This is a genomic window from Halorientalis marina (assembly GCF_023028345.1).
In the GTDB taxonomy this organism is placed as follows: domain Archaea; phylum Halobacteriota; class Halobacteria; order Halobacteriales; family Haloarculaceae; genus Halorientalis; species Halorientalis marina.
In genome coordinates this window covers 2,138,346-2,162,790 of the sequence record NZ_CP095487.1, presented here as the reverse complement: position 1 = coordinate 2,162,790, position 24,445 = coordinate 2,138,346, and the positions used below count along the sequence as shown (strand labels likewise).

The 24,445-nt window shown below is 68.2% G+C and carries 23 protein-coding genes; 9 read left to right on the top strand and 14 right to left on the bottom strand.

Annotated elements, in window-relative coordinates; all coding sequences use genetic code 11:
• Positions 1–55: 55 nt before the first annotated feature.
• On the top strand, positions 56–343 hold the full coding sequence (locus MUG96_RS10955; protein WP_246982624.1) for a DUF7545 family protein: 288 nt from the start codon (positions 56–58) through the stop codon (positions 341–343).
• A 20-nt stretch (positions 344–363) separates the two neighbouring features.
• Here the strand turns inward: MUG96_RS10955 and MUG96_RS10950 are convergent, their stop codons facing one another.
• Complete coding sequence (locus MUG96_RS10950) at positions 364–1,026, bottom strand: 2,5-diamino-6-(ribosylamino)-4(3H)-pyrimidinone 5'-phosphate reductase (RefSeq protein ID WP_246982622.1); 663 nt, start codon at positions 1,024–1,026, stop codon at positions 364–366.
• Positions 1,027–1,171: 145 nt separating this feature from the next.
• Here MUG96_RS10950 and MUG96_RS10945 point away from each other — a divergent pair, with 145 nt between their 5' ends.
• Positions 1,172–2,275: a bactofilin family protein gene (locus MUG96_RS10945; RefSeq protein WP_246982620.1), complete on the top strand. Its 1,104-nt coding sequence runs from the start codon at positions 1,172–1,174 to the stop codon at positions 2,273–2,275.
• 14 nt (positions 2,276–2,289) lie between these two features.
• Here MUG96_RS10945 and MUG96_RS10940 read toward each other — a convergent pair whose 3' ends face one another.
• Positions 2,290–2,550 carry a DUF7513 family protein gene (locus tag MUG96_RS10940; protein ID WP_246982619.1) on the bottom strand — a complete coding sequence of 87 codons (261 nt, stop codon included), beginning with the start codon at positions 2,548–2,550 and terminating at the stop codon, positions 2,290–2,292.
• Entirely contained in the window at positions 2,547–4,130 is a 1,584-nt protein-coding gene (locus MUG96_RS10935; RefSeq protein WP_246982617.1) for a Na+/H+ antiporter NhaC family protein, read from the bottom strand. Before MUG96_RS10935 ends, MUG96_RS10940 begins: the two co-directional genes overlap by 4 nt.
• A 123-nt stretch (positions 4,131–4,253) precedes the next feature.
• On the opposite strand from MUG96_RS10935, the gene MUG96_RS10930 reads away from it, so the two are divergent.
• The 4 genes from MUG96_RS10930 to MUG96_RS10915 are packed head-to-tail and all read left to right on the top strand — an operon-like array spanning position 4,254 to position 11,004.
• Positions 4,254–5,531: a Single-stranded DNA binding protein gene (locus tag MUG96_RS10930; RefSeq protein WP_246982615.1), complete on the top strand. Its 1,278-nt coding sequence runs from the start codon at positions 4,254–4,256 to the stop codon at positions 5,529–5,531.
• Positions 5,528–7,315 (top strand): hypothetical protein, encoded by a 1,788-nt coding sequence (locus tag MUG96_RS10925; protein ID WP_246982613.1) that lies wholly within the window; start codon positions 5,528–5,530, stop codon positions 7,313–7,315. The genes MUG96_RS10930 and MUG96_RS10925 overlap by 4 nt, the downstream gene beginning before the upstream one ends.
• The gene (locus tag MUG96_RS10920) at positions 7,315–8,070 is read left to right on the top strand and encodes a metallophosphoesterase (protein ID WP_246982611.1); all 756 of its coding nucleotides are present in this window, start codon (positions 7,315–7,317) and stop codon (positions 8,068–8,070) included. Before MUG96_RS10925 ends, MUG96_RS10920 begins: the two co-directional genes overlap by 1 nt.
• A gap of 54 nt (positions 8,071–8,124) precedes the next feature.
• On the top strand, positions 8,125–11,004 hold the full coding sequence (locus tag MUG96_RS10915) for a DEAD/DEAH box helicase (RefSeq protein WP_246982609.1): 2,880 nt from the start codon (positions 8,125–8,127) through the stop codon (positions 11,002–11,004).
• Between the two features lie 21 nt (positions 11,005–11,025).
• Here the strand turns inward: MUG96_RS10915 and MUG96_RS10910 are convergent, their stop codons facing one another.
• Positions 11,026–11,916: a COG1470 family protein gene (locus tag MUG96_RS10910; RefSeq protein WP_246982606.1), complete on the bottom strand. Its 891-nt coding sequence runs from the start codon at positions 11,914–11,916 to the stop codon at positions 11,026–11,028.
• 86 nt (positions 11,917–12,002) lie between these two features.
• The gene (locus MUG96_RS10905) at positions 12,003–12,686 is read right to left on the bottom strand and encodes a YqjF family protein (RefSeq protein WP_246982604.1); all 684 of its coding nucleotides are present in this window, start codon (positions 12,684–12,686) and stop codon (positions 12,003–12,005) included.
• A 112-nt stretch (positions 12,687–12,798) separates the two neighbouring features.
• Between MUG96_RS10905 and MUG96_RS10900 the strand changes: the two genes are divergently transcribed.
• Positions 12,799–13,113, top strand: a complete 315-nt coding sequence (locus tag MUG96_RS10900) for an Hsp20/alpha crystallin family protein (RefSeq protein WP_246982603.1) — start codon at positions 12,799–12,801, stop codon at positions 13,111–13,113.
• An 89-nt stretch (positions 13,114–13,202) separates the two neighbouring features.
• Complete coding sequence (locus tag MUG96_RS10895; RefSeq protein WP_246982602.1) at positions 13,203–13,415, top strand: DUF8145 family protein; 213 nt, start codon at positions 13,203–13,205, stop codon at positions 13,413–13,415.
• Positions 13,416–13,433: 18 nt separating this feature from the next.
• Here the strand turns inward: MUG96_RS10895 and MUG96_RS10890 are convergent, their stop codons facing one another.
• From MUG96_RS10890 to MUG96_RS10870, 5 genes are read right to left on the bottom strand one after another with little or no spacing between them, the layout of a single operon-like run.
• Positions 13,434–14,585: an alpha/beta hydrolase gene (locus tag MUG96_RS10890; RefSeq protein WP_246982600.1), complete on the bottom strand. Its 1,152-nt coding sequence runs from the start codon at positions 14,583–14,585 to the stop codon at positions 13,434–13,436.
• A 3-nt stretch (positions 14,586–14,588) separates the two neighbouring features.
• The gene (locus tag MUG96_RS10885) at positions 14,589–15,563 is read right to left on the bottom strand and encodes an aldo/keto reductase (protein ID WP_246982598.1); all 975 of its coding nucleotides are present in this window, start codon (positions 15,561–15,563) and stop codon (positions 14,589–14,591) included.
• 36 nt (positions 15,564–15,599) lie between these two features.
• Positions 15,600–16,664, bottom strand: a complete 1,065-nt coding sequence (locus MUG96_RS10880) for an ABC transporter permease (protein WP_246982596.1) — start codon at positions 16,662–16,664, stop codon at positions 15,600–15,602.
• On the bottom strand, positions 16,651–18,522 hold the full coding sequence (locus MUG96_RS10875; RefSeq protein WP_246982592.1) for an ABC transporter permease family protein: 1,872 nt from the start codon (positions 18,520–18,522) through the stop codon (positions 16,651–16,653). The genes MUG96_RS10880 and MUG96_RS10875 overlap by 14 nt, the downstream gene beginning before the upstream one ends.
• Positions 18,519–19,394, bottom strand: coding sequence for an ABC transporter ATP-binding protein (locus MUG96_RS10870; RefSeq protein ID WP_246982591.1), 876 nt, complete (start codon positions 19,392–19,394; stop codon positions 18,519–18,521). Before MUG96_RS10870 ends, MUG96_RS10875 begins: the two co-directional genes overlap by 4 nt.
• Positions 19,395–19,486: 92 nt before the next feature.
• On the opposite strand from MUG96_RS10870, the gene MUG96_RS10865 reads away from it, so the two are divergent.
• Entirely contained in the window at positions 19,487–19,930 is a 444-nt protein-coding gene (locus MUG96_RS10865) for an SRPBCC family protein (RefSeq protein ID WP_246982590.1), read from the top strand.
• Positions 19,931–19,942: 12 nt separating this feature from the next.
• Here the strand turns inward: MUG96_RS10865 and MUG96_RS10860 are convergent, their stop codons facing one another.
• The 4 genes from MUG96_RS10860 to sucC all read right to left on the bottom strand — a co-directional run bounded on the left by MUG96_RS10860 (position 19,943) and on the right by sucC (position 24,356).
• Positions 19,943–20,179: an HVO_2901 family zinc finger protein gene (locus MUG96_RS10860; protein ID WP_246982589.1), complete on the bottom strand. Its 237-nt coding sequence runs from the start codon at positions 20,177–20,179 to the stop codon at positions 19,943–19,945.
• Between the two features lie 219 nt (positions 20,180–20,398).
• On the bottom strand, positions 20,399–22,243 hold the full coding sequence (locus MUG96_RS10855) for a PAS domain S-box protein (RefSeq protein WP_246982588.1): 1,845 nt from the start codon (positions 22,241–22,243) through the stop codon (positions 20,399–20,401).
• Between the two features lie 101 nt (positions 22,244–22,344).
• Positions 22,345–23,214 carry a succinate--CoA ligase subunit alpha gene (gene sucD, locus MUG96_RS10850; RefSeq protein WP_246982584.1) on the bottom strand — a complete coding sequence of 290 codons (870 nt, stop codon included), beginning with the start codon at positions 23,212–23,214 and terminating at the stop codon, positions 22,345–22,347.
• Positions 23,211–24,356: an ADP-forming succinate--CoA ligase subunit beta gene (gene sucC / locus MUG96_RS10845; RefSeq protein WP_246982583.1), complete on the bottom strand. Its 1,146-nt coding sequence runs from the start codon at positions 24,354–24,356 to the stop codon at positions 23,211–23,213. Before sucC ends, sucD begins: the two co-directional genes overlap by 4 nt.
• Between the last annotated feature and the right edge of the window lie 89 nt (positions 24,357–24,445).

The window sequence follows — 24,445 nt, the reverse complement described above, 5'->3', positions numbered from 1 at the left end:
GCGACGGCGGCACCGACCCAACAGTCCCTTACGTCCGGTTCGCGAAGGGGCTGGCATGGCAGACGACACGATCACGCTGACGATCGAAGCCGACGACGGCTCGCTCGACGAACTGACCGTCCCGACGGGACTCCTCGATATGCTCCGGGAGAACGACGAGTCGCCGCCGCAAATCGTCGGCGATATCGCGATGTTCGGCCTCGCACAGCGCATCCACGGGGCCATTCACCACGCCGAAGGCGAGGTCTCGCCCGAGGTGCGGGCGGCCGAGGAGGAGACGATGGAGGTCTTCGAGGAGCGATTCGGCGCGACCTTCGGCGAGATGACCGGCCACGACCACTAACGGGTTCTCTCGGGCCCGCTTCAGGGCACGTCCCACTGCAGCAAGGCGCCGTCGTCGAGTCGCTCGACCGACTCCAGGGTGAGTTCCGGGAAGTCCTCGGTGAAGCCGTCGCCGTCGGCGAGCGTGGGAGCGTCGCGGCCGCCGATGAGCGTCGGGCCGACGAACACCGAGAGTTCGTCGACGAGGCCGTCGGCGAGCAGCGAGAAGATGAGTTCGCCGCCGCCCTCGACCATCAGCTGGTCGATACCCTCGGCTTCGAGTTTGCCGAGGGCGGTCACGAGGTCGACGCGGTCCTCGCCGGTCGCGATGACGGTCGCACCGGCTTCCTCCATCTCCTCGACGAAGTCGGTCGGGGCCACTTCGCTGACCATGAGGTACGTGTGCGCTGCATCGTCGAGGACGGTCGCACCCGGCGGTGTACGGATTCGCGAGTCGGCGACGACCCGCGCGGGGTTCGGTCGCTCGCCGCGTGCTTCGCGCTCGGCCCGGCGGTCCTCGCTGTCGACCGTCAGCGAGGGGTCGTCGGCGAGGACGGTCCCGACGCCGACCATGACGGCGTCACTGTCGGCACGGAGTTGGTCGACGCGGTCGAAGTCCCCGGGCCCGCTGATTTCGACCTGCGTCCGCTCCCGGGACGAGAGCTTTCCGTCGGCACTCATCGCGGCGTTGACGACGACACGCATACGCGCCAGTTTCAGCCGGGTTCCTAACGACCTTTCGATGCCGCCGCGATGGCGGCCGAGTGTTCCGGCCGGTGATGGGTCCCTGATCGTGTGGGTACCGCCGACGGTTATGAGGCTACACGTCGTAGCTTCCGCCGGTGATCCGATGGAAATTACACTGCCGAACGGTACCGCTCAGGTTCTACTGGCCCTCCTGCTTGCGGTTTCGGTCCTGCCAGGTGTCGCAGCCGCGGAGAGTCGCTCCGGAGGCTCGATCGTCGTCGAACGCGGCGAAACCGTCGACGGCAATCTCGAAGCCTTCGGCGGGAACGTCGTCGTCCGTGGCACCGTAACGGGTGACGTGTCGGCGTTCGCAGGGAACGTCCGTATCGAAGGGCGTGTCGACGGCGACGTCGAGGCGGCCGCGGGGAGCGTCGTCGTCGCGCCCAACGCGAGCGTCGGCGGCGACCTCCGGGCCTCGGCGGGAACCGTCCGCATCGCCGGCGCTATCGACGGCTCCGTCGAAGCCGCGGCGGAGACGGTTACGCTGGCGTCGACCGGCACCATCGGTAGTGACTTCCAGGCCGGGGCCGAGACCCTCCGGCTCGCGTCCGGCTCGTCCGTCGGTGGCGACGTGCGGTACGGCGGGCAACTGGAGCGCGAGGACGGCGCGCAGGTCGGTGGCTCCGTCGAACGCGATTCCGACCTCGTCGTGGAGGGGCCCCTCGTCGGGGGCGTACCGCAGGTTCCCCCGTGGGTCGGCTCGGTGTACGGCTTTCTCGTGAACGCCGCCCTCGGCGCGCTCCTGCTCGTCGCGTTCCCGGTGTTCTCGCGAGCGGTGTCGACACGGGCGAGCGACTCCCCGCTCCGAAGCGCGGGGGTTGGCCTCGTCGCCCTACTCGGCGTGCCGCTGGCGCTCGTGGCCGTCGCCATCACGATCATCGGCATCCCGCTCTCGATAATCGGGGCGCTCCTCTTCGCGCTCTCGCTGTGGATCGGGGCCGTCTACGGCCGGATCGCGGTCGGCGATTGGCTCGTGGCGCGTGCCGGCACCTCGAACCGCTGGCTCGGATTGCTCGTCGGGCTCGTCGTGGTGGCGGTCGGCGTCAGAATCCCGCTCGTCGGGGGGCTCGTCGAACTGCTGGTCCTCCTGCTCGGCTTCGGCGCACTGGCCGTCACGCTCTCCCGTGGCTACCGGAACCGTGACCGCGAGGTATCCGACGCGGAGTCCGACGAGGCCGGCGACGACGGGCGGACACAGCCCGCCTGAGCACCGGGTTCCCGTCAGAAATCGGCGGTGTCCAGCACCTCGAGTAGTTCCGCATCGCCGCGATGTGTCTCCTCGTCGAAGGCAGTCACGCGCACACTGACTCGGGCACCCGTCGGGGCACGCTCGTCCAGTTTCAGGCGGGTATCCCCGACCCGCACGAGGGAGGTGTCGTCGTCGGCGTCGGTCACGTTGACGACGAGTTCGTCCCCGGGAGCGTAGCTAGGCGTGCGGGAGCGGAACTGCCAGCCCGCCATGTACTTCTCGAGGAAGCTCATATCCGGGACACCTCCTCGGACTCGCGGTCGGGCGTGTACTCGCGCCCGAAGCCGGTCAACGCGGCGAACAGGAACGCCACGAGTAGCAACCACCCGTGGAAGACGAAGGGGACGACTGCCACGGGGTTGACCATCATCGACGGCTCGAACCAGGAGTAGGCTTCGGGGAGCCCCTGCATCGCGGCGACGCCGACAAGCACACCGCCGGCCCACGGGAAGATGTACCCCAGTGCGGACGTGTTGGCGTCGAGGATGTTCGCCCGCCGGTAGCCGTTGAGGTTGAACCGCCGGCCGATGTTGGAGACGTAGGGTGCGATGGCGATCTCCGCGGCCGTGTTGATCGTGATCATCGCGTTGACGCTGGCCGTCCCGAGGACCATGACCGTCTCGGCACGGGTCACGGTCGTCGCGACCCGGTCGAGCAGCCAGTTCTGGAGCGCGGCGAACCCGCCACCGCGGATCATGATCCGCGCACCGGCGACGATGAGCAGGGTGAGGACGATCAGCGGGAAGAACCCTTCCGCGCCGGTGAAGATACTTCCGCCGACGACCGCCGCGGTTTCCTGTGGGTCGACGACCTCGACCACGGGGAGCCAGGAGACCGACTGCGCGATCCCCGACCGGGCTGGAGCGCGGAACACGAGCATATCCGCCGGTGCGGCCAGGCCGAACGCCAGGTTCGCGGCGATCGCGACGACGAGTCCCCACGAGACGGCTTCGACGATGTGCCGGCCTCGGACCGCGGTGACGATGACGACGCTCATCGAGACGAGGTGGACGAGCCCCGCCGGTTCGGCGCTATCGACGAACACCTGCCGGGCGTCGCCGGCGACCTCGATCCCGCTCATGGTCGATCCCGCGACTACGTAGAGGGCGAACGCGACGATAGCGGGCACGATGGCGTACTTGAACCGCGACGCGACGACGCCGCCGATGTCCGAATCCTGCGTGACGGCGCTCACGATTGTCGTGTCGCTCACGGGCGCGAGGTTGTCCCCGAACACGGCCCCGGACAGGATGGCCCCGAACGTGAGCACCGGGCTCGCCCCGAGGACGACGCCGGCGGGGAAAAACAGCGCCGTGAAGGCGACCGTCGTCCCGTAACCGGTGCCGATACCCGTCGCCAGCAGGCCGGCGAGGACGAACGTGAGCGCGGGGAACAGGGCCGCGCCGATGTCCAGGGCGCTGGCCGCCCAGACGAGGCCGCCGACGAACCCACCCGTCTGGATCGTTTCGGCGAACATCCCCGCCCAGAGCCACGCGACGATCGCGGTCGCGGCCACGCGCTGTGTCATCCCCTCGAAGATCGTGTCCGCGTAGGTCTTCCAGTCGCCTTTCACCAGGAACATCCCGACGATGAGTGCGAGCAACATCCCTGGGATCAGCCCGGCGGTGTGTGCGATGCCGAACAGACCGCTCTGGACGATCGCCCAGCAGATGAACAGCCCGATCGGGACGGCACTCGCCGCGCGTCCACCGTAGAACTCGATCGTCGTTTCGTTCGACGACTCGTCGGCATCGAACTCGTCGACGACCGACTCGGTCCGTGTTCCCGCAGCCTCATCGTCCCGGTCCGACATATTTTGCCTGTTCCGATAGCGTCGATACAAACCTGTTGGTTGTGGGCGGACGCGACCAGGTGGCGGGTACGGTCCGCGTCGGCCACAGCACGTTTTTATCCCGTCCTCCCGAAGTCCGGTTCGATGGAGTTAGACGATCATGCCGAGGAGCTCGCCTCCGACCTCGGCGTCGACAAAGAGGAGGTCAAATCCGACCTGGAGAACCTGGTATCGTACAGCGTCCCGATGGACGAGGCGAAACAGAGCCTGCGCCGGAAGTACGGCGACGGGTCCAGTGGTGGCGGGGGCGGTGCGCCACCGGCCGTCGACCTCGCCGACGTGGACCCCGACGACTCGAACGTGACCGTCACCGTGACGGTCCTGACCGTCGGGAAACGCCCCATCTACTACCGCGGCGAGGAACACGTCATCTTCGAGGGGCGGATCGCCGACGAGAGCGGGGAACTCTCCTACACCGCGTGGGAGGACTTCGACCTCGAACCCGGCGAGACGGTCCGCGTCGGCAACGCCGGCGTCCGCGAGTGGGAGGGCGAGGCCGAACTCAACCTCGGCGAGTCGACCGACGTGGAGCGCGTCGACGAGCGCCTCGACATCGACGCCGAGATCGGCGGCAACGCCCGCCTCGCGGACCTCTCACCTGGCGACCGCGGCGTCAACGTCGAGGTGAGCGTCATCGAGTGCGAGGGCAAGACCATCGACGGCCGCGACGGCGAGACGGAGATCCTGAGCGGCACGCTCGCCGACGAGAGCGCCCGGCTCCCCTTCACCGACTGGGAACCCCGCGACGGCGTCGAGGAGGGGGCCTCGCTCCGCATCGAGAACGCCTACGTCCGGGAGTTCCGCGGCGTTCCATCGGTGAACCTCTCGGAGTTCTCGACGGTCGAACCGCTCTCGACGCCCGTCGAGGCACGTGAGGAACCGGAACGCCTGACCATCCGCGAGGCCGTCGACCGCGGCGGCGCGTACGACGTGGCACTGGTGGGGAACGTGCTGGCAATTCGCGACGGCTCCGGGCTCATCGAGCGCTGTCCCGAGTGTGGTCGCGTCATCCAGAAGGGCCAGTGCCGGAGCCACGGCGAGGTCGATGGCGAGGACGACCTCCGGACGAAAGCCATCCTCGACGACGGGACGGGCACCGTCACGGTCGTCCTCGACGACGACCTGACCGCGCAGGTCTACGGCGGCGGCCTCGAGGACGCGAAGGACCACGCCCGCGACGCGATGGACCAGTCCGTCGTCGCCGACAGCATCCGCGAGGCGGTCGTCGGCCACGAGTACCGCGTCCGCGGGTCGCTCTCGGTCGACGAGTACGGGGCGAACCTCGACGCGACCGACTTCGAGCGCAGCGAGGACGACCCCGCCGACCGCGCGGCGGACCTGCTCGCGGAGGTGGACGGATGAGCGACAGCGAGTCGGGCGGCGGCCCCGGCGGCCGCGAGGTCGCCTACCGCCTGTTCGCCGCGGAGTACGACGACGCCGACTTCTCCTACTCCGAGAGCGACGAGGAGCGCGCGCCGAACTACGTCGTCACGCCGACCGGCGCCCGCGCGAACCGCGTGTTCGTCGTCGGCGTCCTCACCGAGACCGAGCAGGTCAACGACGACGTGCTCCGCGCACGCGTCGTCGACCCGACCGGTGCGTTCGTGATCTACGCGGGCCAGTACCAGCCCGACGAACTGGCCTTCCTCGAACGCGCCGACCCGCCGGCGTTCGTCGCCGTCACCGGGAAGGCACGCACCTTCCAGCCCGACGACTCGGACCGGGTGTACACCTCGATCCGTCCCGAGAGCATCAACGAAGTCACGGCGGAGACGCGGGACCGCTGGACCGTCGGCACGGCCGAGCAGACCCTCGCCCGCGTCGCGACGATGGCCGACGCCCTCTCCCGGGAGGAGCGTGGCGACGACCTCCGGGACGCGCTGGTCGCGGAGGGCGTCGAGGAGGGGCTGGCCTCGGGTATCGCGCTGGCGATAGACCACTACGGAACGACGGCCACGTACCTCGGCGCAGTCCGGGACCTCGCACTCGACGCCGCCCGCGTCGTCGCCGGCGAACGCGACGAGGTCGGCGAACTGACGGCCGACCCCGACGCCGAGGGGGCGTCGACAGTCGCCGACCTCCTGGCGCTGGACGCCGATCTGGGACTCACCAGCGACGTCGCGACCGACGCCAGCGAGGAGACCGAGACGCGCGAGTCGCCGGCGACGGGGACGACGGAACCGGCCGAGACTACAACCGAGACCACGACCGAACCGGCCGAGACTACAACCGAAACCACGACCGAGACCACGACCGAACCGGCCGAGACCACGACCGATACGGCGGACGCCGGCGGCTCGGAACCGGAACCGGAACCGGCGGACGCCACGACCGAGGCCGACGACGACGCGACAGCGGAGCAGTCACCCCCGACTGGCTCGACAGCGGACACCGAACCGACCGTCGGCACGGACTCGTCGAACACGACGGTCGACGAACCACCCGCTGGCGGAGCCGGTGGCCCCGACGCGGCAGACGCGAGCGAGGAACCGGAACCGGCCACGGAGCCGGTCGACGACGAGGAACTCGGCGACTTCGAGCCCGGCGAGTTCGACCTCGACGACGACGAACGGGAGGAGATCGAGGAGGAGTACGGGACCGAGTTCTCGACCGGTACCGAGGTGGACGAACCGGGGGAAGCCGACATCGAAACGCCCGATCCTGAAGAGATGGAGGCGGCCGAAGGGGCCGGCGAACCCGACGCAGCGGCCGAGGGCGAGACGGCGGCCGAACCGGCGACCGCGTCCGCCTCGGAGACGGACACCGACTCGACCGACGGAGCGGAGACCGGCGACTCGGGGGGCGGACACGCTGAGGCGGCCGAGACCGCCGAAGCAACCCAAACGGAAACGAACGACACCGCGGCTACCGACACCGCGGCTGTCGACACCGATACTGCCGACACCGATACTGCCGACACCGAGTCCGAAGCGGACGAACCGTCCGAGGACGTCGATCTCCCCGACGCCGTGATGTCGGTCATGGAGGACCTGGACGGTGACGGCGGCGCGCCCCGTGACGAACTGGTCGCTCGCGTGGCAGACGAGTACGGGGCGAGCGAGGACGAGGTCGAGGACGCCATCCAGGACGCGCTGATGGACGGGCGCTGTTACGAACCCGACGAGGAGACGCTGAAACCGATCTGATGGCGGTCGAACCGGTCCCCGGGGAACCGGCCGCGGTCGCGGACCTCCCCGGCGAGCGCGCGCTCGTCGTCGCCGACTACCACGCCGGACTGGAGGTCGCGCTCCGCTACGACGGCGTCGAGGTCCGCTCCCGCGCAGACGTGCGTCGCGAGGGCGTCCTCGACCTGCTCGACAGGACTGCCGCCGACCGTCTGGTGGTTCTCGGCGACCTCGCAAACGCCATCGGCGACCCCGGTGAGGAGGAACGCGACGAAATCGCGCAGTTGCTCGATGCGGTCACTGAACGCGTTCCGGTGATGCTGGTGAAGGGCAACCACGACGGTGACATAGAGGACCTGGCCGCCGACCGCGAGGACGTGACCGTGACGCCGGGCCACGGCGCTCGGTTCGGCGACGTGGGGTTCGCCCACGGGCACACCTGGCCCTCGCCGGCCGTACTGGCAGCCGATGTGGTCTGTGTGGGACACGAGCACCCGACCGTCAGGCTCGAAGACGAGGTGGGCGGCACCCGCGTCGAGCGGGCGTGGCTCCGGGGCTCGCTCGCACCCGACCCGTTCTTCGAGCAGTCCCCGGACCGCGACCTCGACGTCGACGGCGACCTCGTCGTCTTTCCCGCGTTCAGCGACCTCTCGGGCGGGACGTGGGTGAACGTCGCCGGCCAGGAGTTCCTCGCACCCTTCCTGCCCGCCGGACTGGATGGCGGCGAGGCCTTCCTGCTCGATGGCACCAGACTCGGCCCCTATCGTGACCTGTGAGGCGACGCGCACCGAAACGGTGTCCTTAATCGGGTCGCTCCGCTAGACGGGCCGATGGCAGAATCGGGGTCGGCGGCCGCGTTCGCCGAACTTGGCCCAGCGGTCCGGGACGCGCTCTCGGAGCGTGGGTTCCAGACGCCGACGGAGCCACAGCGCCGTGCGATCCCGCCGCTCGTCGCGGGCGAGGACGCGCTCATCGTCGCGCCGACCGGAACCGGCAAGACCGAGACTGCGATGCTCCCCGTGTTCGATGCGCTCGTGAGCGAGGCGCGAAGCGCCTCGGAAGACCGAGCGGGGAACGGAGAGACCCGCGAGGGCACCGATCTGTTCGGCATCGGTGCGCTCTACGTGACGCCGTTGCGGGCACTCAACCGCGACATGCGCGACCGGCTGGAGTGGTGGGGCGAGACCCTCGGCCTCGACGTCGACGTACGTCACGGCGACACGACGGACTATCAGCGCCAGCAACAGGCCGAGGACCCGCCGGACGTGCTGGTGACGACTCCCGAGACCCTCCAGGCGATGCTGACCGGGAAAAAGCTCCGGCGCGCGCTCGAAGACGTGGCCCACGTCGTCGTCGACGAGGTCCACGAGCTCGCCGCGTCGAAACGCGGCGCCCAGTTGACCGTCGGCCTTGAGCGCGTCCGCGAACTCTCGGGGCCGTTCCAGCGCATCGGCCTCTCGGCGACGGTCGGCGACCCCGGCGAGGTCGGGAAGTTCCTCACCGGGGGCCGGGACTGCGAGATCGTCGAGATCGACGTGGGGAGCGAACTGGAGATCGCCGTGCGCGAACCGGCGGTGACTGCCGAGGACGAACGCCTCGCCGGCGAACTGATGACCGACGTCGAGGTCGCGAGCCACGTCCGCGTCATCGACGAACTCGTCCGTGAACACGAGTCGACGCTGGTGTTCGTCAACACCCGACAGACCGCCGAGGCGCTCGGCTCCCGGTTCAAGGAGCTCGGGACGCCCATCGAGGTCCACCACGGCTCGCTCTCGAAGGAGGCCCGCATCGAGGTCGAGGACGCGTTCAAGAACGGCGAGCTAGCGGGCCTGCTCTGTACCTCGTCGATGGAACTGGGCATCGACGTTGGCTCCATCGACCACGTCGTCCAGTACCAGAGCCCGCGCCAGGTCTCCCGGCTGCTTCAGCGTATCGGGCGCGCGGGTCACCAGCGCGACGCGGTGTCGTCGGGCACCGTCGTCACGACCCGCCCGGACGATACCTTCGAGGCGCTCGCCATCGCCCGGCAGGCACAGGCCGGCGAGGTCGAGCCCGCGAACATCCACCACGGCAGTCTCGATACGGTCGCCAACCAGATCGCCGGCCTCGTGATGGACTTCGGCGAGATTTCGGCGATGCGAGCCTACCGTATCGTCACCCGCGCGTACCCGTTCCGGGACCTGGACGAGCGGGCGTTCAAGGACGTCGTCCGCGAACTCGGCGCCAACCGCGTCGTCTGGCTCGACGAAGACGAGGACCGCATCGAGAAACGACGCGGGACCTGGCAGTACTTCTATCACAACCTCTCGATGATCCCCGACGAGGCCACTTACGAAGTCCGGGACATGGCCGCCGGGCGGCAGGTCGGGACCCTCGACGAGCGGTTCGTCGTCAACTTCGCCGGCCCCGGCGAGGTGTTCATCCAGCGCGGCGAGATGTGGCGCATCACCGAGGTCGACGAGGACGAGGAGGAGGTGCTGGTCTCGCCCGTCGAGGATCCCGCCGGCGAGGTTCCGTCCTGGGTCGGTCAGGAGATTCCCGTCCCCTACGAGGTCGCACAGGAGGTCGGCGAACTCCGGGACGTCGGCGGCTCACAGCTCCGCGACGGCGGCGACCGGTCGATGGTCGCCCGCGACATCTGCCGGCGCTACCCCGCCGACGAACACACCGTCGCCGAGGCCCTGGCGCAACTGGCGAACCACACCGGCCCGTTCCCCTCGGACGACCGCGTCCTCGTCGAGTCCCACGGCCGTGAGGTCGTCCTCAACGCCGCGTTCGGGCACACCATCAACGAGACGCTCGGCCGGGTCCTCGCCGCCCTGCTCGGCCAGCTGACGGGCTCGTCGGTCGGCATGGAGATCGACCCCTACCGCATCGAACTCGAAGTCCCGCAGGGAATCACCGTCAACGACGTGCTGGACGTACTCCGGGACACCGACCCCGACCACGTCGCGAGCATCATCGAACTCAGCCTCAAGAACGCCGACACGCTGAAATTCAAGCTCGCGCAGGTCGCCTCGAAGTTCGGCGCGCTCAAGGGCTGGAAACAGGGCTCCGCGAATCGTTTCGGCCGGGACCGCCTGCTGTCCGCCCTGGAGGACACCCCCATCTACGACGAGGCCCTCCGAGAGGTACTCCACGAGGACCTCGCCGTCGACGCGGCCGGGGAGGTGCTGGCCCGACTCCAGGCCGGCGACATCGAGATCGAGACCGTCTCAGAGCGGACGGCAATCGGCCTCGGCGGCCGCTCGTCGGGCCGCGAACTGCTCGCCCCGGAGAACGCGGACGCGAGCGTCATCAACACCGTCCGCGAGCGCATCCAGTCCGACCGAGTCCTGCTTTTCTGTCTCCACTGCCAGGACTGGAAGCGGAAACGGGAGGTCAGCCGCGTCGCCGAGCAACCCTCGTGCCCGGAGTGTGGGTCGACGCGAATCGCTGCGCTCAACCCCTGGGCCGACGAGGTCGTGACGGCGATCCGTGCCGACGAGAAAGACGAGGAGGCGGAGAAACAGACGCGGCGCGCCTACCGGGCCGCGAACCTCGTCCAGAGCCACGGCAAGCAGGCCGTGGTCGCGCTGGCCGCCCGCGGCGTCGGCCCGCACAACGCCGCTCGAATCATCAGCAAGCTCCGTGAGGACGAAGACGAGTTCTACCGGGACATCCTCGAACAGGAACGGCAGTACGCCAGAACGCAGTCGTTCTGGGACTGAGGGGACTCCAGCGGCCGACTTTCACTGCCCCGAACCGCCTGCCTCACTCGACCCGTCGGTGCCGTTCCCACCGCCGTCCGGACTCAGCCACACCGCGCGCGCCCCTCGTTGCTCGAACTGGATGACAATATCGTCCTTCGATATCGACGCCGGAACCTGATACTGGATGATACCGCCTGACTCCTGGCCGCTCTGGAGGGTCTCACTCTCGTACTCCGGTGACCGGTTCGCGTAGCCGTAGCTGTCGTACTCCGCGCCGTCGTGGAGGAAGCTGATTTCGCGCGTGTTGGGAGTGCGGGCTACGCGCGGCCCGGTGTTCCTGACGCGGACCCACACGAACGCCCACTGCTGGCCGTCGCTGGCCTCGACGTTGCCGCCGCGCGGCCCCTGGTACGACTCCGTGAGTTCGACGCGGTCGACCGTGATCGCCAGGTCGTCGTTGGGGAACGTCCCGCCGAACGCCAGGCGCCGCTCCGTGACTTCGACGCCCCACTGGTTGGCGGCGCCGCCGAGGCGGACGTTCACGCGACCGATCTCTGAGAACGGGGAGATCGTGATTTCCGCCGTCTGTGTCTCCCCCGGCTCGACGTAGACGAGTGCTTCCCGCTCCTGTCGAAACTCGACGTTGCCGGTCCGCTGGACGGAGACCGGCGCACGGTACACGCCCGCGGTGTCCCCGGTGTTTTCCACCGACAACTCGAAGCTGTACGGCGAATTGAGCGGCGTGCTATCGGATGCGTTGATCGATTTGAGACGCAGGTCCGCGCTGCTGCGGCTCACGTTCTGGACCGGCTGTGACCCCGCGACCGTCGTCGGTGTCGCCGAATCGTCTCCCCCACCACCACCGAACAGACACCCGGTCAGACTGGCGATCCCCACCCCTGCCGACGCCAACAACGTGCGTCGCTTCATGTATGCCCAGTGTGCAAGTCCCCGCTAATAGATGTTGCGAGAAGTCAGTTCTCGACTGTGGGATGCGGAGACCCCGGTCCCCGCGACTACTCGCGTTCGAGCATCCCGGCGGTCACGTCGACGCCCGGGCTGTAGTGAATCAGTGGGTCGGATGCCGGCCGCTCGAACCCGTTGACCGCGAAGAGGTAGTTCTCCCTGATCGTCGCCGAGCCCGCCGCGAGCTCCCACGGCCGGTGTCTGATGTCGCCGTAGTAGAGCCGCCCGTCGTCGGCCGCCGTGTAGAACCGGTAGCGCTCCGTCAGGAAGTGCTCGAGCGTGCCCGCTTCCGGCGTGTGGAGCGGCCCGTCCGCCGAGTAGGTGGCGTCGAAGACGGCGGGACGGTCGGCGTCGGGGCGCTGGCTCCGCAGTCGGTAGGCATCGCCCGGGCGGGACACCGACATCCGTGCACGATAGTAGGGCAAGCGGAAGAGCCGTTGCGCGACGAACACGCCCAGCGGGTCGTCGGCGTCGAGATTGAAGAAGTAGATGCCCGGTTGCCCGTCCCGTTCGACGTACGTGCGGAGGTTCAGTTCGGGGAACGTGAGTCCGACCGGAACCCTGCGCGGCCGGATGTTCTGCATCTCGAAGCCGACGACGCCGAGATAGGCCTCGCCTTCGAAGGTATCGACGGACAACGACGGAGGGAGGCGCTGGTCGACGGTGTCGGGTTCGACGGCCCAGTGTGCGAACAGCACGTCCGCCCACCGCATCGACAGTACCTCGTCGAACATGTACTCGTTTGGGACTCCGGACGGGAGAGGCTACCGCCTGCCGGTCGTTCCCACGTCCTTGGAACACCGAACACGTTTGATACGGTCACCCGTCGAAGCGCCGAATAGGACCATGACGGACCACCAGCTCGACCACGAGATCGAACTGTATCGCGAGGACGACCACTACGTCGTCCTGATGGAGATGGCGGACTACGACCGCGAAGATCTCGACCTCACCTGGCACGACAACAGGCTCCACATCGAGGCCCACCACGTCGACACCGGGTCGGGACGCTCGCAGGTCCTCCAGCGGTCGCTCAGTTTCCCGAAGGAGATCGACGAGGACGGAATCACGGCCGCTTCCGAGGGCGGGACGCTCGAAGTGGAACTCCCCATCGCCGCGGAAGAGCGCGATCCGGGACAGTCCATCGAGATCGACGGCTGACCCGGAGGCCAGTCGCGGGGCCCTGCTGACGTTCATTCTAGATGACAGGATAGCAGGAGTTTTACCGCCCGAGCCCTAACGTCGTGTCAATGCACGAACCGGACGACCCGCCCGCGGCCTGCCCGGTCTGTGAGGGGGCGTACGATTCCGTGTCGGTCCACTCCTCCGGGTTGATGATCAACCTCCTCGAAAACGAGCTGTACCAGCGCGTGTGCGTCGAACCGCTCGACGCCGGGGCCGGGGAGGGACGCATCAGATTTTTTCACCACACCCACGAGCAGGCCGCCGAGACCGACGACTGAGAACCCGTCGGGTGCCGGTCAGAGGCCGGCTACGTCGGCGATGGCCGCCGCGACGGCACCCGGGCGCGCCTCCTCGACGAAGTGGCCCACGTCCTCGAAGGCGCTGACGTGCCCCGTCAGTTGCGGGAGGGCCTGCCGCCAGGTGTCGAGCACCGCGGGTTTGCCGGTCGGGTCCCAGCGCCCGACGACCGCGCGGACGCCGATGTCCCGGCCCGCCGGCCCCCAGGCGTCCCCCAGCGAGTCCTGGATGTCGTCGTAGAACGCGTTGGTGTCCCGGTAGCCGATCTCGGGGTCGACGAAGACGTTGCCCTCCGCCCAGTGTGGCGTCTGCCTGACGAGGCGCTTCGACGCGGCCACGTTGCCGGCGTCGCGGAACTGCTGTGTGTAGACGTTGTGTGCGTCCGGGGCTCCGTCGGGCACCCACCCGAGGCGACGGACGGCGGTATAGCCCGCGAGGGCGGCATAGAGGCGCGGCGCGGAACAGGGCGACCGGAAGTTCACGTAGGCGGCGAGTTCGCCCCAGAGTCCGTCGGGAATCACGTCCGGGACCGACGACCAGGGGAGCACCGAGGACGGGTACTCGGTGTAGGTCAACTCGCCCTCGGGGATGGGAAACACCGTGCTGTTGGTGATCACGAGGTTCGAGACGCGCTCGGGGGCACGGAGGAAGGCGCCGATTCCCGCGGGGCCGCCCCAGTCGTGGACGACCAGCGTCACGTTCGTCAGTGCGAGTTCGTCGATGAGGTGTTCGAGGTTCCGGGCGTGGTCCAGCGGGAGCATCTCGTAGTCGGCGGTGTCCGAGAGGCCGAACCCGAGGTGGTCCGGGGCGACGACGCGGAACCGCCGCCCGGCGCGTACCCGGAGTTCCGACACGACGTTGCGGTACGTGTAGGAACACTCCGGGTTGCCGTGGATGAGGACGATGGTCGGATCGCTCTCGATTTCGCGCCCGTCGTCGCCGCCCGCAGTTCGCTCCGCACTGGTCTGGTCGCCGCCGCCCGCCGCGTCCCCCGAGGAGCCGCCGTGAACGCTGTCGCGGACGAACAGTCGCTTGCCGGCGTCCCGGCCCTCCGGAATCTCGAACCACGCGCCACAGCCCGGCGGGTAGTAGTCCGCTGGGATGTCCGTCACCGGGGTATCGCCGGGCGTCGCGTGCCAGGTCCCCGCCATCGCTCACTCGTGGCCGGAAACCGGCACCGGCTCGTACGGCTCCTCGAGGTACGCCACGTCGCTCTCGGCGAGGTCGATATCGAGTGCTTCGACCGCCTGTTCGAGGTGTTCGACGCTCGTCGTCCCGACGATGGGGGCGTCCACCCACTCCTTGTCGAGCACCCACGCGAGCGCGATCTGGGCCATCGATGCGTCGTACTCGTCGGCCAACTCCTCGACTCTGCGGTTGATCTCGGGACCGCCACCCTCCATGTAGGGGTGTTCGTAGAGGTACTCCTCGCTCTCGCCGCGGGCGGTCGCGTCGACCTCGTCGTGTGGCCGCGTCAGGTACCCGCGGGCCATCGGCGACCACGGGATGACGCCGATTCCCTCCTGCTGACAGAACGGGAGCATCTCCCGCTCTTCCTCGCGATAGACGCAGTTGTAGTGGTTCTGCATCGTGGCGAACCGATCCAGTCCCAGCCGGTCGCTCGCGTGGAGCGCGTCCGCGAACTGGTGGGCCCACATCGAACTCGCGCCGACGTAGCGGGCCTTCTCGCGGCGCACGGCGTCGTCGAGCGCGCGCAGGGTCTCCTCGATGGGCGTGTTGTCGTCCCAGCGGTGGATCTGGTAGAGGTCGACGGTGTCCATCCCGAGCCGGTCGAGACTCGCGTCCAGTTCCTGCTCGATAGTCTTCCGGGAGAGTCCGCCGGAGTTGGGGTCGTCTTCGTCCATCTGGAAGTAGACCTTCGTGGCGACGACCGATTCCTCGCGCCGTCCCTCCAGGGCCTCCCCGAGGACCCGCTCCGACTCGCCCGTCGAGTACATGTTCGCGGTGTCGAAGAAGTTGATCCCGAGGTCGATGGCGCGGTCGATGATCTCGTGGGCCTCCTCGTCTTCGAGCACCCACTCGCGCCAGTCCGAGTCGCCGAAACTCATGCAGCCGAGACAGAGCTTGCTGACCTCGACCCCCGTCGAACCGAGCGTGGTGTACTCCATGCCCGCCGGGTCGGTCGGGGCCGGCAAAAAGCTACCTCAGAGCGATTCGGGATCGACCCGGCTGACGAACTCCCTGGCGACGACCGCGAGGGCGGCCGCGCCGACGGCCAGCGCGCCGACGAGCGCGTAGGTCGTCGTCGATGGGCTGTCGACGGCGAGTTTCGCGACGGTCGTGGCCGGATGCTCCGGCAGGAAGACGCCGCCGGCGAACAGCGCCAGGACGCCGATGGAGTAGACGAGCTGTGCGCTCCGGCGTTCGCCGAGGTACAGTCCCAGCAACACCCCGATGAGGACGACGATGGTGGCGACGGCGGCGACCATCACCAGCAGGAGGGGGACGTTGGCGACGCCGATCCCGTTGACGCTGAGGAGGGCGATCCAGAGCAGTGCCTGCGCGGGCGCGAGGATCGCCATCGCCGCGGCTTTGCCGTCGACGATGTCGAGCAGGGACAGGGGCGCGACGCGGAGCAGTTCGAGCGTCCCGCGTTCGATCTCCTCGGTGATGGCGTCGACCGCGACGGACCCGGAGATGAACGGCGGCAGGAACAGCAAGAGCGGGAGGAGGATGGTGTAGGTGAATCCGAAGTATGGGCTGGCGTCGACGCCGTCGGGCAGCGGGACGAGCGGCCGGTCGAGGTACTGCTGTCGCTCGACCCGCTCGTGGCGCTCGAAGGCCTCCAGGAGTTGCCGTATCTGGACGATCACGAGCGTCGTCCGCAGACTACCGTCCGGTGCGGTGGCGTTCACCTGGATGCTGCTGTCCGGTTGCCGCTCCGCTATCAGTATCGCGTCGGCGCGGCCCGACTCGAACGCCGCCGACGCCGCCTCGCGTGACGGGAACTGTCGCAGTTCCGGGCCGGCGACGTCCTCGGCTTCCGCGGCCGCGATCAGGTCGTCGCTCGCGTTGCCGGCGACGCCGATGTCCACCTCGTTCGAGGCGACGGAGCCGGGGTCGTACAGCGAGGTCAGGCCGACGACCAGGAACGAGGAGAAGGCGGCGACGAACAGCTGGATCAGCAGGGCCAGCACGATGGTCTTCTCGCGTGACAGCGAGGCCAGATCCCGGCGCGCGATGGTGATCCGCGGGTCAGAGGATGCCACTGATACTCACCACCGTGAGGTTGTAGGCCAGGTGAATCACGACCGCGATGCCCAGCGCGGCCGTGTAGGCGCGTTTGCTCCTGCTCGCACCCACCGCCGAGATGGCGGCGGTCACCGTGTGCAAGAGCAGTGGTAAGAGAAGCAGGGAGGCGAGGACGGGAAGCGAGGCCGACGGTGCCCCAGCCGCGCCGCTCTCGGTGAGCACGGCGTTCCCGACGGGGAGGTTCTGGAGCCCGACCGCCTGTGCGAGCAGGGCGAGTTTCTCCCCGACGAAGAAGCCGAGCCCGGAGAACGCGCCGAGGATGACGGCGGGCAGGAGCGCCCGCTCGAAGCGGCCGTGGACGTACCCGGCGTAGACGTGGAGGCTCTTCGCCACCTCCTCGACGACGGCGACGATGACCAGGATGACCGGCACCGCCAGTTCCGGCGGGATGGCGAAGAACATCGCCACGCCGACCAGTTCGAGGACGAAGACGAACGGCAGGAGGAGGATGCTCAGCAGGAAGACGGTCCACTTGCCGTGGACGCGCGCGGCGAGCGCGTCGAGCACCTTCAGTGGGATGGCCCGCTGGGTGAACATGTCCTCCTCGCGGTAGAGGCCGGCACCGAGGACGAAGAGGACGCCAGCGGTCAGCGTCGGCGGCGCCGTCGAGAAGACGAACTCCCAGAAGCCGACGGGCGTGTTCTGGATGTTGCGGACGACCACCGTCAGCGGCGAGATGAGCGCGACCGCGCCGACGTCGGTGAAGATGGCGGGCACGAACGCGTAGGTCGTCAGCGACACCGTGACAGTGACGGTGACGAACGTGAGTTCCTTGAACGACCGCGCGAACATCGCGCCGAGGAACGTCGCCGAGAGAAAGAGGAGGGCGATTGGCGTGACCGCGGCCATCGACACGAGGACGGACACGGGCGAGAACGACCCGATCTCCAGTGCGGTCGCGATGACACCGGTGGTCCCGATTGCCGCCGCGAAGTACGGGAGCGTCTTCCCGCCGATGATGTCGAACCGGGTGACCGGCGCCACCAGCAGGAGTTCGCCACGCCGATTCAGCCGCTCGCTCAGCATCGTGCTCCCGTATGCCTGGATGACGAAGTTCATCGGCAACAGAAAGAGGAAGGCGAGCAGGAGCGACTGGAACGGGAAGGGCGGCGAGATGTCCCCCGGCGTTCCGGACGCGTTGTTGCCGCCGAGCTGGCCGGCGATACCGCCGACGCCGCCCGCGCCGCCGGCACCGCCCGTTGCACCGTTTCCGTCACCGCTTGCGGGTGTGGCCGTCCCGTCGTTCGGCGTCCCGCCGTCCTCACCGCCCTCGTCGCCAGTGCTATCGTCGGACGGTGTCGTCTCGGTGTCGTCGCCGCCCGGGGTGCCGTCCCCGTCGCCCGCGCCGGGCGCGATCACGTCCGTCACGTTCGCCCGCTCGCGGTAGACCAGCGAGACGCCGACCGGGAACGCCGCGGACTGGTTCGTCGCCTGGCGCATCTGTGCGTCGTTGTAGTTCTGGACCGACGACCGGAGTTCCTCCAGTGCCGCGCGACCCTTCTGCTCGTCGGCGGCGACGATTCGCGACCCCGAGATAAGGACGTCGACGCGTCCTGCCTCGAAGGCCTCCTCGCTCGGTTCCCTGACGACGAACGTGGGATCGTCCGCGACGACCGGGTGGTAGGGGTTGTCCTCGGAGACGCCGACGCGGTAGAGGCCGGCGTCGAGCGCGACACCACCCGAGGCCGCATACGGCGCGACCGCCCCCGCAGCGAGCAGCGCGATCCCGGCGACGACGAGCGTACGCCTGTCGACGCCGCCGGCGTTTTTCGTGACCTCCCACTTGGCTATCCGGAGGACCTTCCGGAGCTTCACGCCTCGGCCCCCGACTCGGCCAGGTCGAGAAACACCTCTTCGAGGCTGGACTCTTTCGTCCGGATGTCGACCACGGAGCCGCCGGCGTCCTGTGCGGCCTCGCGGGTTCGTTCGACGGCGTCCATGTTCTCGACGACCGTCCGATGCCGGCCGTTCTCCTGCACGCTATCCGGGACTTCGACGGTAGTGTAGACGTGGTACTCCGTCGAGCCGTGTTCCGCGCGGAGGTCGTCGAGGTCGCCCTGTGCGACGATGTGCCCCTCGTTCATGATGGCGACGCGGTCACAGATCTCCTCGACGTGATAGAGGTTGTGCGCGCTGAAGACGATGGTCTTGCCCTCGTCTGCGAGCGTGCTCGTGAAGTCGATGACGTAGTTGGTCGTCAGCGGGTCAAGCCCCGAGGCCGGTTCGTCGTAGATGAGTACGTCCGGGTCGTTGATGAGCGAGCGGGCGATGGCGACCTTCCGTTTCATCCCCTTCGACATGTCGCCGAGCGCCCGGTCGCGGTGCTGGAGGTCCAGTTCGTCCAGCGTCTCGTGCATCCGCTCTTTCGCCACGTCGCCGGGCACGTCGTAGAGGTCCGCGAAGAAGTTCAGGTACGAGGTCGGGGTCATCTCCTCGTAGAGCGGGGATTCCTCCGGGAGAAAGCCGAGCCGGCGGCGCATCTCCGGCTCGCCGGCGGGGTAGCCCGCCACCTGGGCCGTTCCCTCGGTCGGCTCCAGCAGGCCGGCGAGCATCTTCAGCGTCGTCGTCTTCCCAGCGCCGTTCGGCCCGATGATGCCGAACACCTCGCCGCGGTCGACCTCGAACGTGCTCCCGTCGACCGCGGTGAACGTCCCGTACTCCTTCCGGAGATCCCGGACCTCGATCATTCGACCGGTCGTATGAACGGGGGTCCCCTATACCTTGGCCCCCGATTATCAACCCTGGAAAACGTTTTGACCGGGCGTTCCCATCACCCGACGTGGTCACGCTCCCCGGCCTCGACGGTTCGACCGACGCCAGCATCGAACGGACTCCCGACGGCCGCCGAATCGTCGTCACGCGAGCCGTCGACGCGCCCGCAGAGACCTGCTGGGACCTCCTGATCGACACCGAGCAGTGGCCTGCATGGGGGCCGTCCGTGAGTGCCGTCGACTGCGCGGAGCGGCACGTCACGGGGGGCACGACCGGCCGAGTGCAGGTCGCCGGCGGCCCCTGGCTCCCGTTCGAGATCACCGACTGTCGGGACTACCGGTGGACGTGGCGCGTGGCGCGGATTCCGGCGACCGGGCACTTCGTCCGGGACGGGCGTCAGTCCCGGATCGGGTTCGAGGTGCCGCTCGCCGCGGCGGGGTACGTCCCGGTCTGCGTACGGGCACTGCAGGATTTGGCGGGGCTGGTCGATGGGGTGGCGAACGAGACGTAACTGAGAGGAAAATTACTGTTTCGCGACGCGTACGTCGTCTACTTGATAGATGTCTTCGCCGATTCCGTTGCCTGTGCAGTCCTCGGTCGGGCATCGATAGTGCCACCCGTCGGTCGTCGCGCTCCGCTCCGAGAACCGTTCGCCACACTTGTCACAGAACAGCTGGCCGTCCGAACACGTGTCCTTGTGGAGATCGAGTTCGAGTTCCGTGGCGAACGTCCGCTTGCAGTTCCTGCAGGTGTGTGCCATATATCGCCTATTTCGAATCAACCCTTATATCTGCACCGGAACGTTCACGTCTATCGATTCCGCGATAGCAGCGTCTTTCCCCCGCCGCTGTCGGGCGGTTCGACCGCCGGTAAAAAACTCCGCCTCCGGACTCCTCGATAGGGCTCTGTACGGCTCCGGCGATCGGGAGCGTGGCGGCGGCCGTCGGCTGCCGGTCGGCGAGGAACCCCATTCCGGCGGTCACGTCGGCCAGGACACGTCGGTGACCTCGAAACGAGCGCCCCCGTCGCGGCTCTCGGTGGCGTCGATGGTCCAGCCGTGGGCCTCGACGATCCCCTCGACGATAGCCAGCCCGAGTCCGGTCCCGTCGGTCGCGGTCGTGTAGCCGTGGTCGAACACGCGGTCGTACTCGTCGTGTGTGAACCCTTCGCCGTCGTCGGCAACGTAGAAGCCGGTCGTCTCGTCGCTGTCGATGCGGCCCACGCGGACGGTCACCTCGTCGCCGCCGTCGTGCTCGACAGCGTCACCAGAACGCGGAGCGTTCCAGGTGTCCGTGGGGCCGTGCTCGATTGCGTTCCGAAAGAGGTTCTCGAACAGCGACGGGAGTCGGTCACCATCGGCCGGGACGACGCCGAGGTCGCCGTCGACGTCGAGGTTTGCCGCCCCCGTCTCGACGGTGCCCCACGACCGATCGACGACGGCGTCGAGCGAGACGGGGTCGACCTCGCCGACGCGCCGACCGTCGCGGGCGAGCGTCAGGAGGTCGTCGATCAACCGCTCCATCCGGCGTGTGGAGCGTTCGATGGCGGCGAAGTGTTCGTCGTTGCCGGTCTCCCGCGCGGCTTCGAGCCGACCGACGATGACGCTCAGTGGGTTCCGGAGGTCGTGGGAGACGACGCTCGCGAACTGGTCGAGCCGCTCGTTCTGCCGGCGGAGCGTCCGTTCTCGCTCCTTCCGGTCCGAGATGTCGCGGACGACGCCGGCCGTCCCGTTGAACTCCTGCGGGCCGGGGAGCAGTGTCACGTGGTCCTCACAGGGGATGTGGTCGCCCGCCTTCGTGATCGCCTCCATCTCGAACGTGCCGGTGCGCCGGTCGTCGGTTTTCAGCAAGTCCTCGATCAGGCGCTGGGCGGTCGCCACGTCCTCGTCGCGCATCAGAATCGAGACGTGCTCCCCGAGCAACTCGGACTCCTCGTACCCAGTGATCTCCGCCAGCGCGTGATTGACCAACGCGATCCGCCCGTCGGGGTCCAGCGTGTAGACCGGGTCGCCGACCGTCTCGATGATGGTCCGGTACTGCGCGAGTTCGCGCTCGCGTTCGCGCTTGTCCGTCACGTCCCGGACGGAGCCGAGCGCCGCCCACTCGCCCTGGTAGGTCGTCGACTGGACGCTGAACTCCAGGTACCGCGTCTCGCCCTCGGCGGTGACGACGCGTGCACCGTAGGTGTTGGGAGCGTCCCCGCCGTTCCGGCGCTTGCGGCCGATCTCACGGACCCGGTCCCGGTCCTCGGGGTGCAGCAGGTCCCAGATCGACATCCCGAGGAGCGTCTCGCGGTCGTAGCCGGTAATCTCGCAGGTCCGCTCGTTCACGAACCGGAACTGGTCGTCTCGGTAGATGTAGATGCCGTCGTGGCTCCCCTCGACGAGCGTCCGGTAGCGCTGTTCGCTCTCGCGGAGCGACTGCTCCGTTCGGTGGTCCGCGACCGCCGCCTCGATTCGATCCGTGAGCGCCGCGTACCGGTCCGTCTGGGACCCGTCGACGTATTCGCTGACGCCGAGTGAAATCGCGTCGCTGGCGACGCGCTCGTTGCCCTCCTTCGCGAAGAGCACGAACGGGAGGAACCGGTCCGCCTCCCGGACCGATTCGAGGAGGTCCAGGCCGGTCCCGTCCGGAAGCCGGTACCTGCTGACGAGACAGTCGAACTCCGCGTCGGTGACCGCCGTCAGCGCAGCGTCGACGGAGCCGACGCTCTCGACGGTCATCGACGAGTCGTCCACCGGAATCCGTGTCGCCGCTCGTTCGCGCCCCCGCCCACCACCGTCCACGACGAGCACCGTGATCGTCGCTTCCGACGACCCAGTCATTGAACCGTGGTACCGAACCACCCGGTTTAATAGTTGTCGTTCCGACTGATCGTGCCGTCCGACGGCTGAACGCGGTGAAAACGGGGGTCGACCGAGCGCGATCAGATGATGTCTTCGACGTAGTCGGCGACTTCCTCGGGAGTGTCGCCGACGGGAACGCTCGCGTCTTCGAGCGCGTTGATCTTCGACTCGGCGGTGCCGGTGCCCGACCCGGAGACGATGGCGCCGGCGTGGCCCATCCGTTTGCCCGGCGGGGCGGTGCGGCCGGCGATGAAGCCGACGACGGGTGTGTCCATGTACTGGGAGATGTACCTGGCGGCCTCCTCCTCGTCTTCGCCGCCGATCTCGCCGCACATCACGACGGCCTCGGTGTCGGTGTCGGCCTCGAACTGCTCCAGTGCACCGATGAAGTCCGTTCCGATGATCGGGTCGCCGCCGATACCGATGGCGGTGGTCTGCCCGATGCCGCGCTCGGTGAGGTTGTCGACGACCTGGTAGGTCAGGGTGCCGGAGCGCGAGACCAGTCCCACGTCGCCCTCGGAGAAGATGTTGCCCGGCAGGATGCCGAGTTTGGCGACGCCGGGGGTGATGACGCCGGGGCAGTTCGGCCCGACGAGGTGCGTGTCGGTCTCCTGGAGTCGGCGGTAGACCCGGGACATATCCTGCGTGGGGATACCCTCTGTGATGGCGACGACGAGGTCGACCGGCGAGTCAAGCGCCTCGAAGACGGCGTCGCCGGCGAAGGCCGGCGGGACGAACACGACGGAAGCGTTGGCGTCCTCCTCGCGGGCGGCCTCGTGGACCGTGTCGTAGACCGGGACGCCGGCCACTTCCTGGCCGCCGCGGCCGGGGACGGCACCGGCGACGACGTTGGTGCCGTAGTCCATCATCTGTTCGGTGTGGAACTTCCCTTCCCCGCCCGTGATGCCCTGCACCACGACGCGGGTGTTTTCGTCGACTAGAACGCTCATTGTGAATCCTCCTGTGCGTATTCGACCGCACGCTGGACGGCGTCCTCCAGCGTCGCCTCGACGGTCACGAGGTCGGTGTTCAGAATCTCCATACCCTCCTCGGCGTTGGTTCCGGCGAGTCGGACGACCACGCGCTTGGGAATCTCGTCGAAGGCCTCCAGCGCCTCGTTGATCCCCTGTGCCACCTCGTCACCGCGGGTGATACCGCCGAAGATGTTGAAGACGACGGCGTCGACGTTCTCGTCGGAGAAGACCATATCGAGCGCGTTCGTCACGCGTTCGGCCTTCGCGCCGCCGCCGATGTCGAGGAAGTTCGCGGGCTCGCCGCCGTAGTAGTCCACGAGGTCGAGCGTCGTCATCACCAGGCCCGCGCCGTTGCCGATGATGCCGACGTTGCCCTCCAGTCGGACGTAGTCGAAGCCGTACTCGTTGGCCTTGGCTTCGAGGTCGTCCTCGGCGGCCTCCTCTTCCATGTCGGCGAGTTCGGGCTGGCGGAAGAGCGCGTCGTCGTCGATGTTCATGACGGCGTCGGCCGCGATCACCTCGTCGTCGGCCGTGACCATCAGGGGGTTGATCTCCGCGTCGCTGCCGTCCTTCTCGTCCCAGAGTTCGTACAGCGTCGACAGCACGCCGGCCACGTCGCTTGCGATCTCCCGGTCCACACCCGCGTCGAAGACGGCTTTGCGAGCTTGGTAGGGATGCATCCCGAACGCCGGGTCGATGTGCTCGCGTGCGATGGCGTCGGGGTCCTCGGCCGCGACCTCCTCGATGTTGACGCCGCCACGCGTCGAGACCATGGCGACGGGTTTCCCCTCGCCGCGGTCCATCGTCACGCCCACGTAGAGTTCGTTCGTGAAGTCGACGGCCTGTTCGACCAGGACGCGACCGACGTGGTAGCCCTTGAGGTCCATCCCGAGGATGTCCTCGGCCGCCGCGCGCGCTTCCTCGGCGTCCTCGACGAGTTTGATCCCGCCGGCTTTACCCCGACCGCCCACCTGTACCTGTGCCTTGATCGCGACCGGATAGCCGATGGACTCGGCCGCGTCGACCGCCTCGTCGACGGTTTCGGCAAGCTCAGAGTCCGGCGTCGGGATTCCCGCCTCGGAGAACACCCGTTTCGCCTGATATTCGTGAAGTTTCATACGTCGGATACCGCGTTCGGCGCCCGCTTAAAACCAACCTTCGACAAACGCGTTTCCGTTTCCCCGTTCGCCGAAACGTTTTGTATTCC

Bases quoted from the DNA above. Each gene is read 5' to 3' on its own strand.
- MUG96_RS10955 (WP_246982624.1), top strand. From the start codon at position 56: ATGGCAGACGACACGATCACGCTGACGATCGAAGCCGACGACGGCTCG.
- MUG96_RS10950 (WP_246982622.1), bottom strand. From the start codon at position 1,026: ATGCGTGTCGTCGTCAACGCCGCGATGAGTGCCGACGGAAAGCTCTCG.
- MUG96_RS10945 (WP_246982620.1), top strand. From the start codon at position 1,172: ATGGAAATTACACTGCCGAACGGTACCGCTCAGGTTCTACTGGCCCTC.
- MUG96_RS10940 (WP_246982619.1), bottom strand. From the start codon at position 2,550: ATGAGCTTCCTCGAGAAGTACATGGCGGGCTGGCAGTTCCGCTCCCGC.
- MUG96_RS10935 (WP_246982617.1), bottom strand. From the start codon at position 4,130: ATGTCGGACCGGGACGATGAGGCTGCGGGAACACGGACCGAGTCGGTC.
- MUG96_RS10930 (WP_246982615.1), top strand. From the start codon at position 4,254: ATGGAGTTAGACGATCATGCCGAGGAGCTCGCCTCCGACCTCGGCGTC.
- MUG96_RS10925 (WP_246982613.1), top strand. From the start codon at position 5,528: ATGAGCGACAGCGAGTCGGGCGGCGGCCCCGGCGGCCGCGAGGTCGCC.
- MUG96_RS10920 (WP_246982611.1), top strand. From the start codon at position 7,315: ATGGCGGTCGAACCGGTCCCCGGGGAACCGGCCGCGGTCGCGGACCTC.
- MUG96_RS10915 (WP_246982609.1), top strand. From the start codon at position 8,125: ATGGCAGAATCGGGGTCGGCGGCCGCGTTCGCCGAACTTGGCCCAGCG.
- MUG96_RS10910 (WP_246982606.1), bottom strand. From the start codon at position 11,916: ATGAAGCGACGCACGTTGTTGGCGTCGGCAGGGGTGGGGATCGCCAGT.
- MUG96_RS10905 (WP_246982604.1), bottom strand. From the start codon at position 12,686: ATGTTCGACGAGGTACTGTCGATGCGGTGGGCGGACGTGCTGTTCGCA.
- MUG96_RS10900 (WP_246982603.1), top strand. From the start codon at position 12,799: ATGACGGACCACCAGCTCGACCACGAGATCGAACTGTATCGCGAGGAC.
- MUG96_RS10895 (WP_246982602.1), top strand. From the start codon at position 13,203: ATGCACGAACCGGACGACCCGCCCGCGGCCTGCCCGGTCTGTGAGGGG.
- MUG96_RS10890 (WP_246982600.1), bottom strand. From the start codon at position 14,585: ATGGCGGGGACCTGGCACGCGACGCCCGGCGATACCCCGGTGACGGAC.
- MUG96_RS10885 (WP_246982598.1), bottom strand. From the start codon at position 15,563: ATGGAGTACACCACGCTCGGTTCGACGGGGGTCGAGGTCAGCAAGCTC.
- MUG96_RS10870 (WP_246982591.1), bottom strand. From the start codon at position 19,394: ATGATCGAGGTCCGGGATCTCCGGAAGGAGTACGGGACGTTCACCGCG.
- MUG96_RS10860 (WP_246982589.1), bottom strand. From the start codon at position 20,179: ATGGCACACACCTGCAGGAACTGCAAGCGGACGTTCGCCACGGAACTC.
- MUG96_RS10855 (WP_246982588.1), bottom strand. From the start codon at position 22,243: ATGACTGGGTCGTCGGAAGCGACGATCACGGTGCTCGTCGTGGACGGT.
- sucD (WP_246982584.1), bottom strand. From the start codon at position 23,214: ATGAGCGTTCTAGTCGACGAAAACACCCGCGTCGTGGTGCAGGGCATC.
- sucC (WP_246982583.1), bottom strand. From the start codon at position 24,356: ATGAAACTTCACGAATATCAGGCGAAACGGGTGTTCTCCGAGGCGGGA.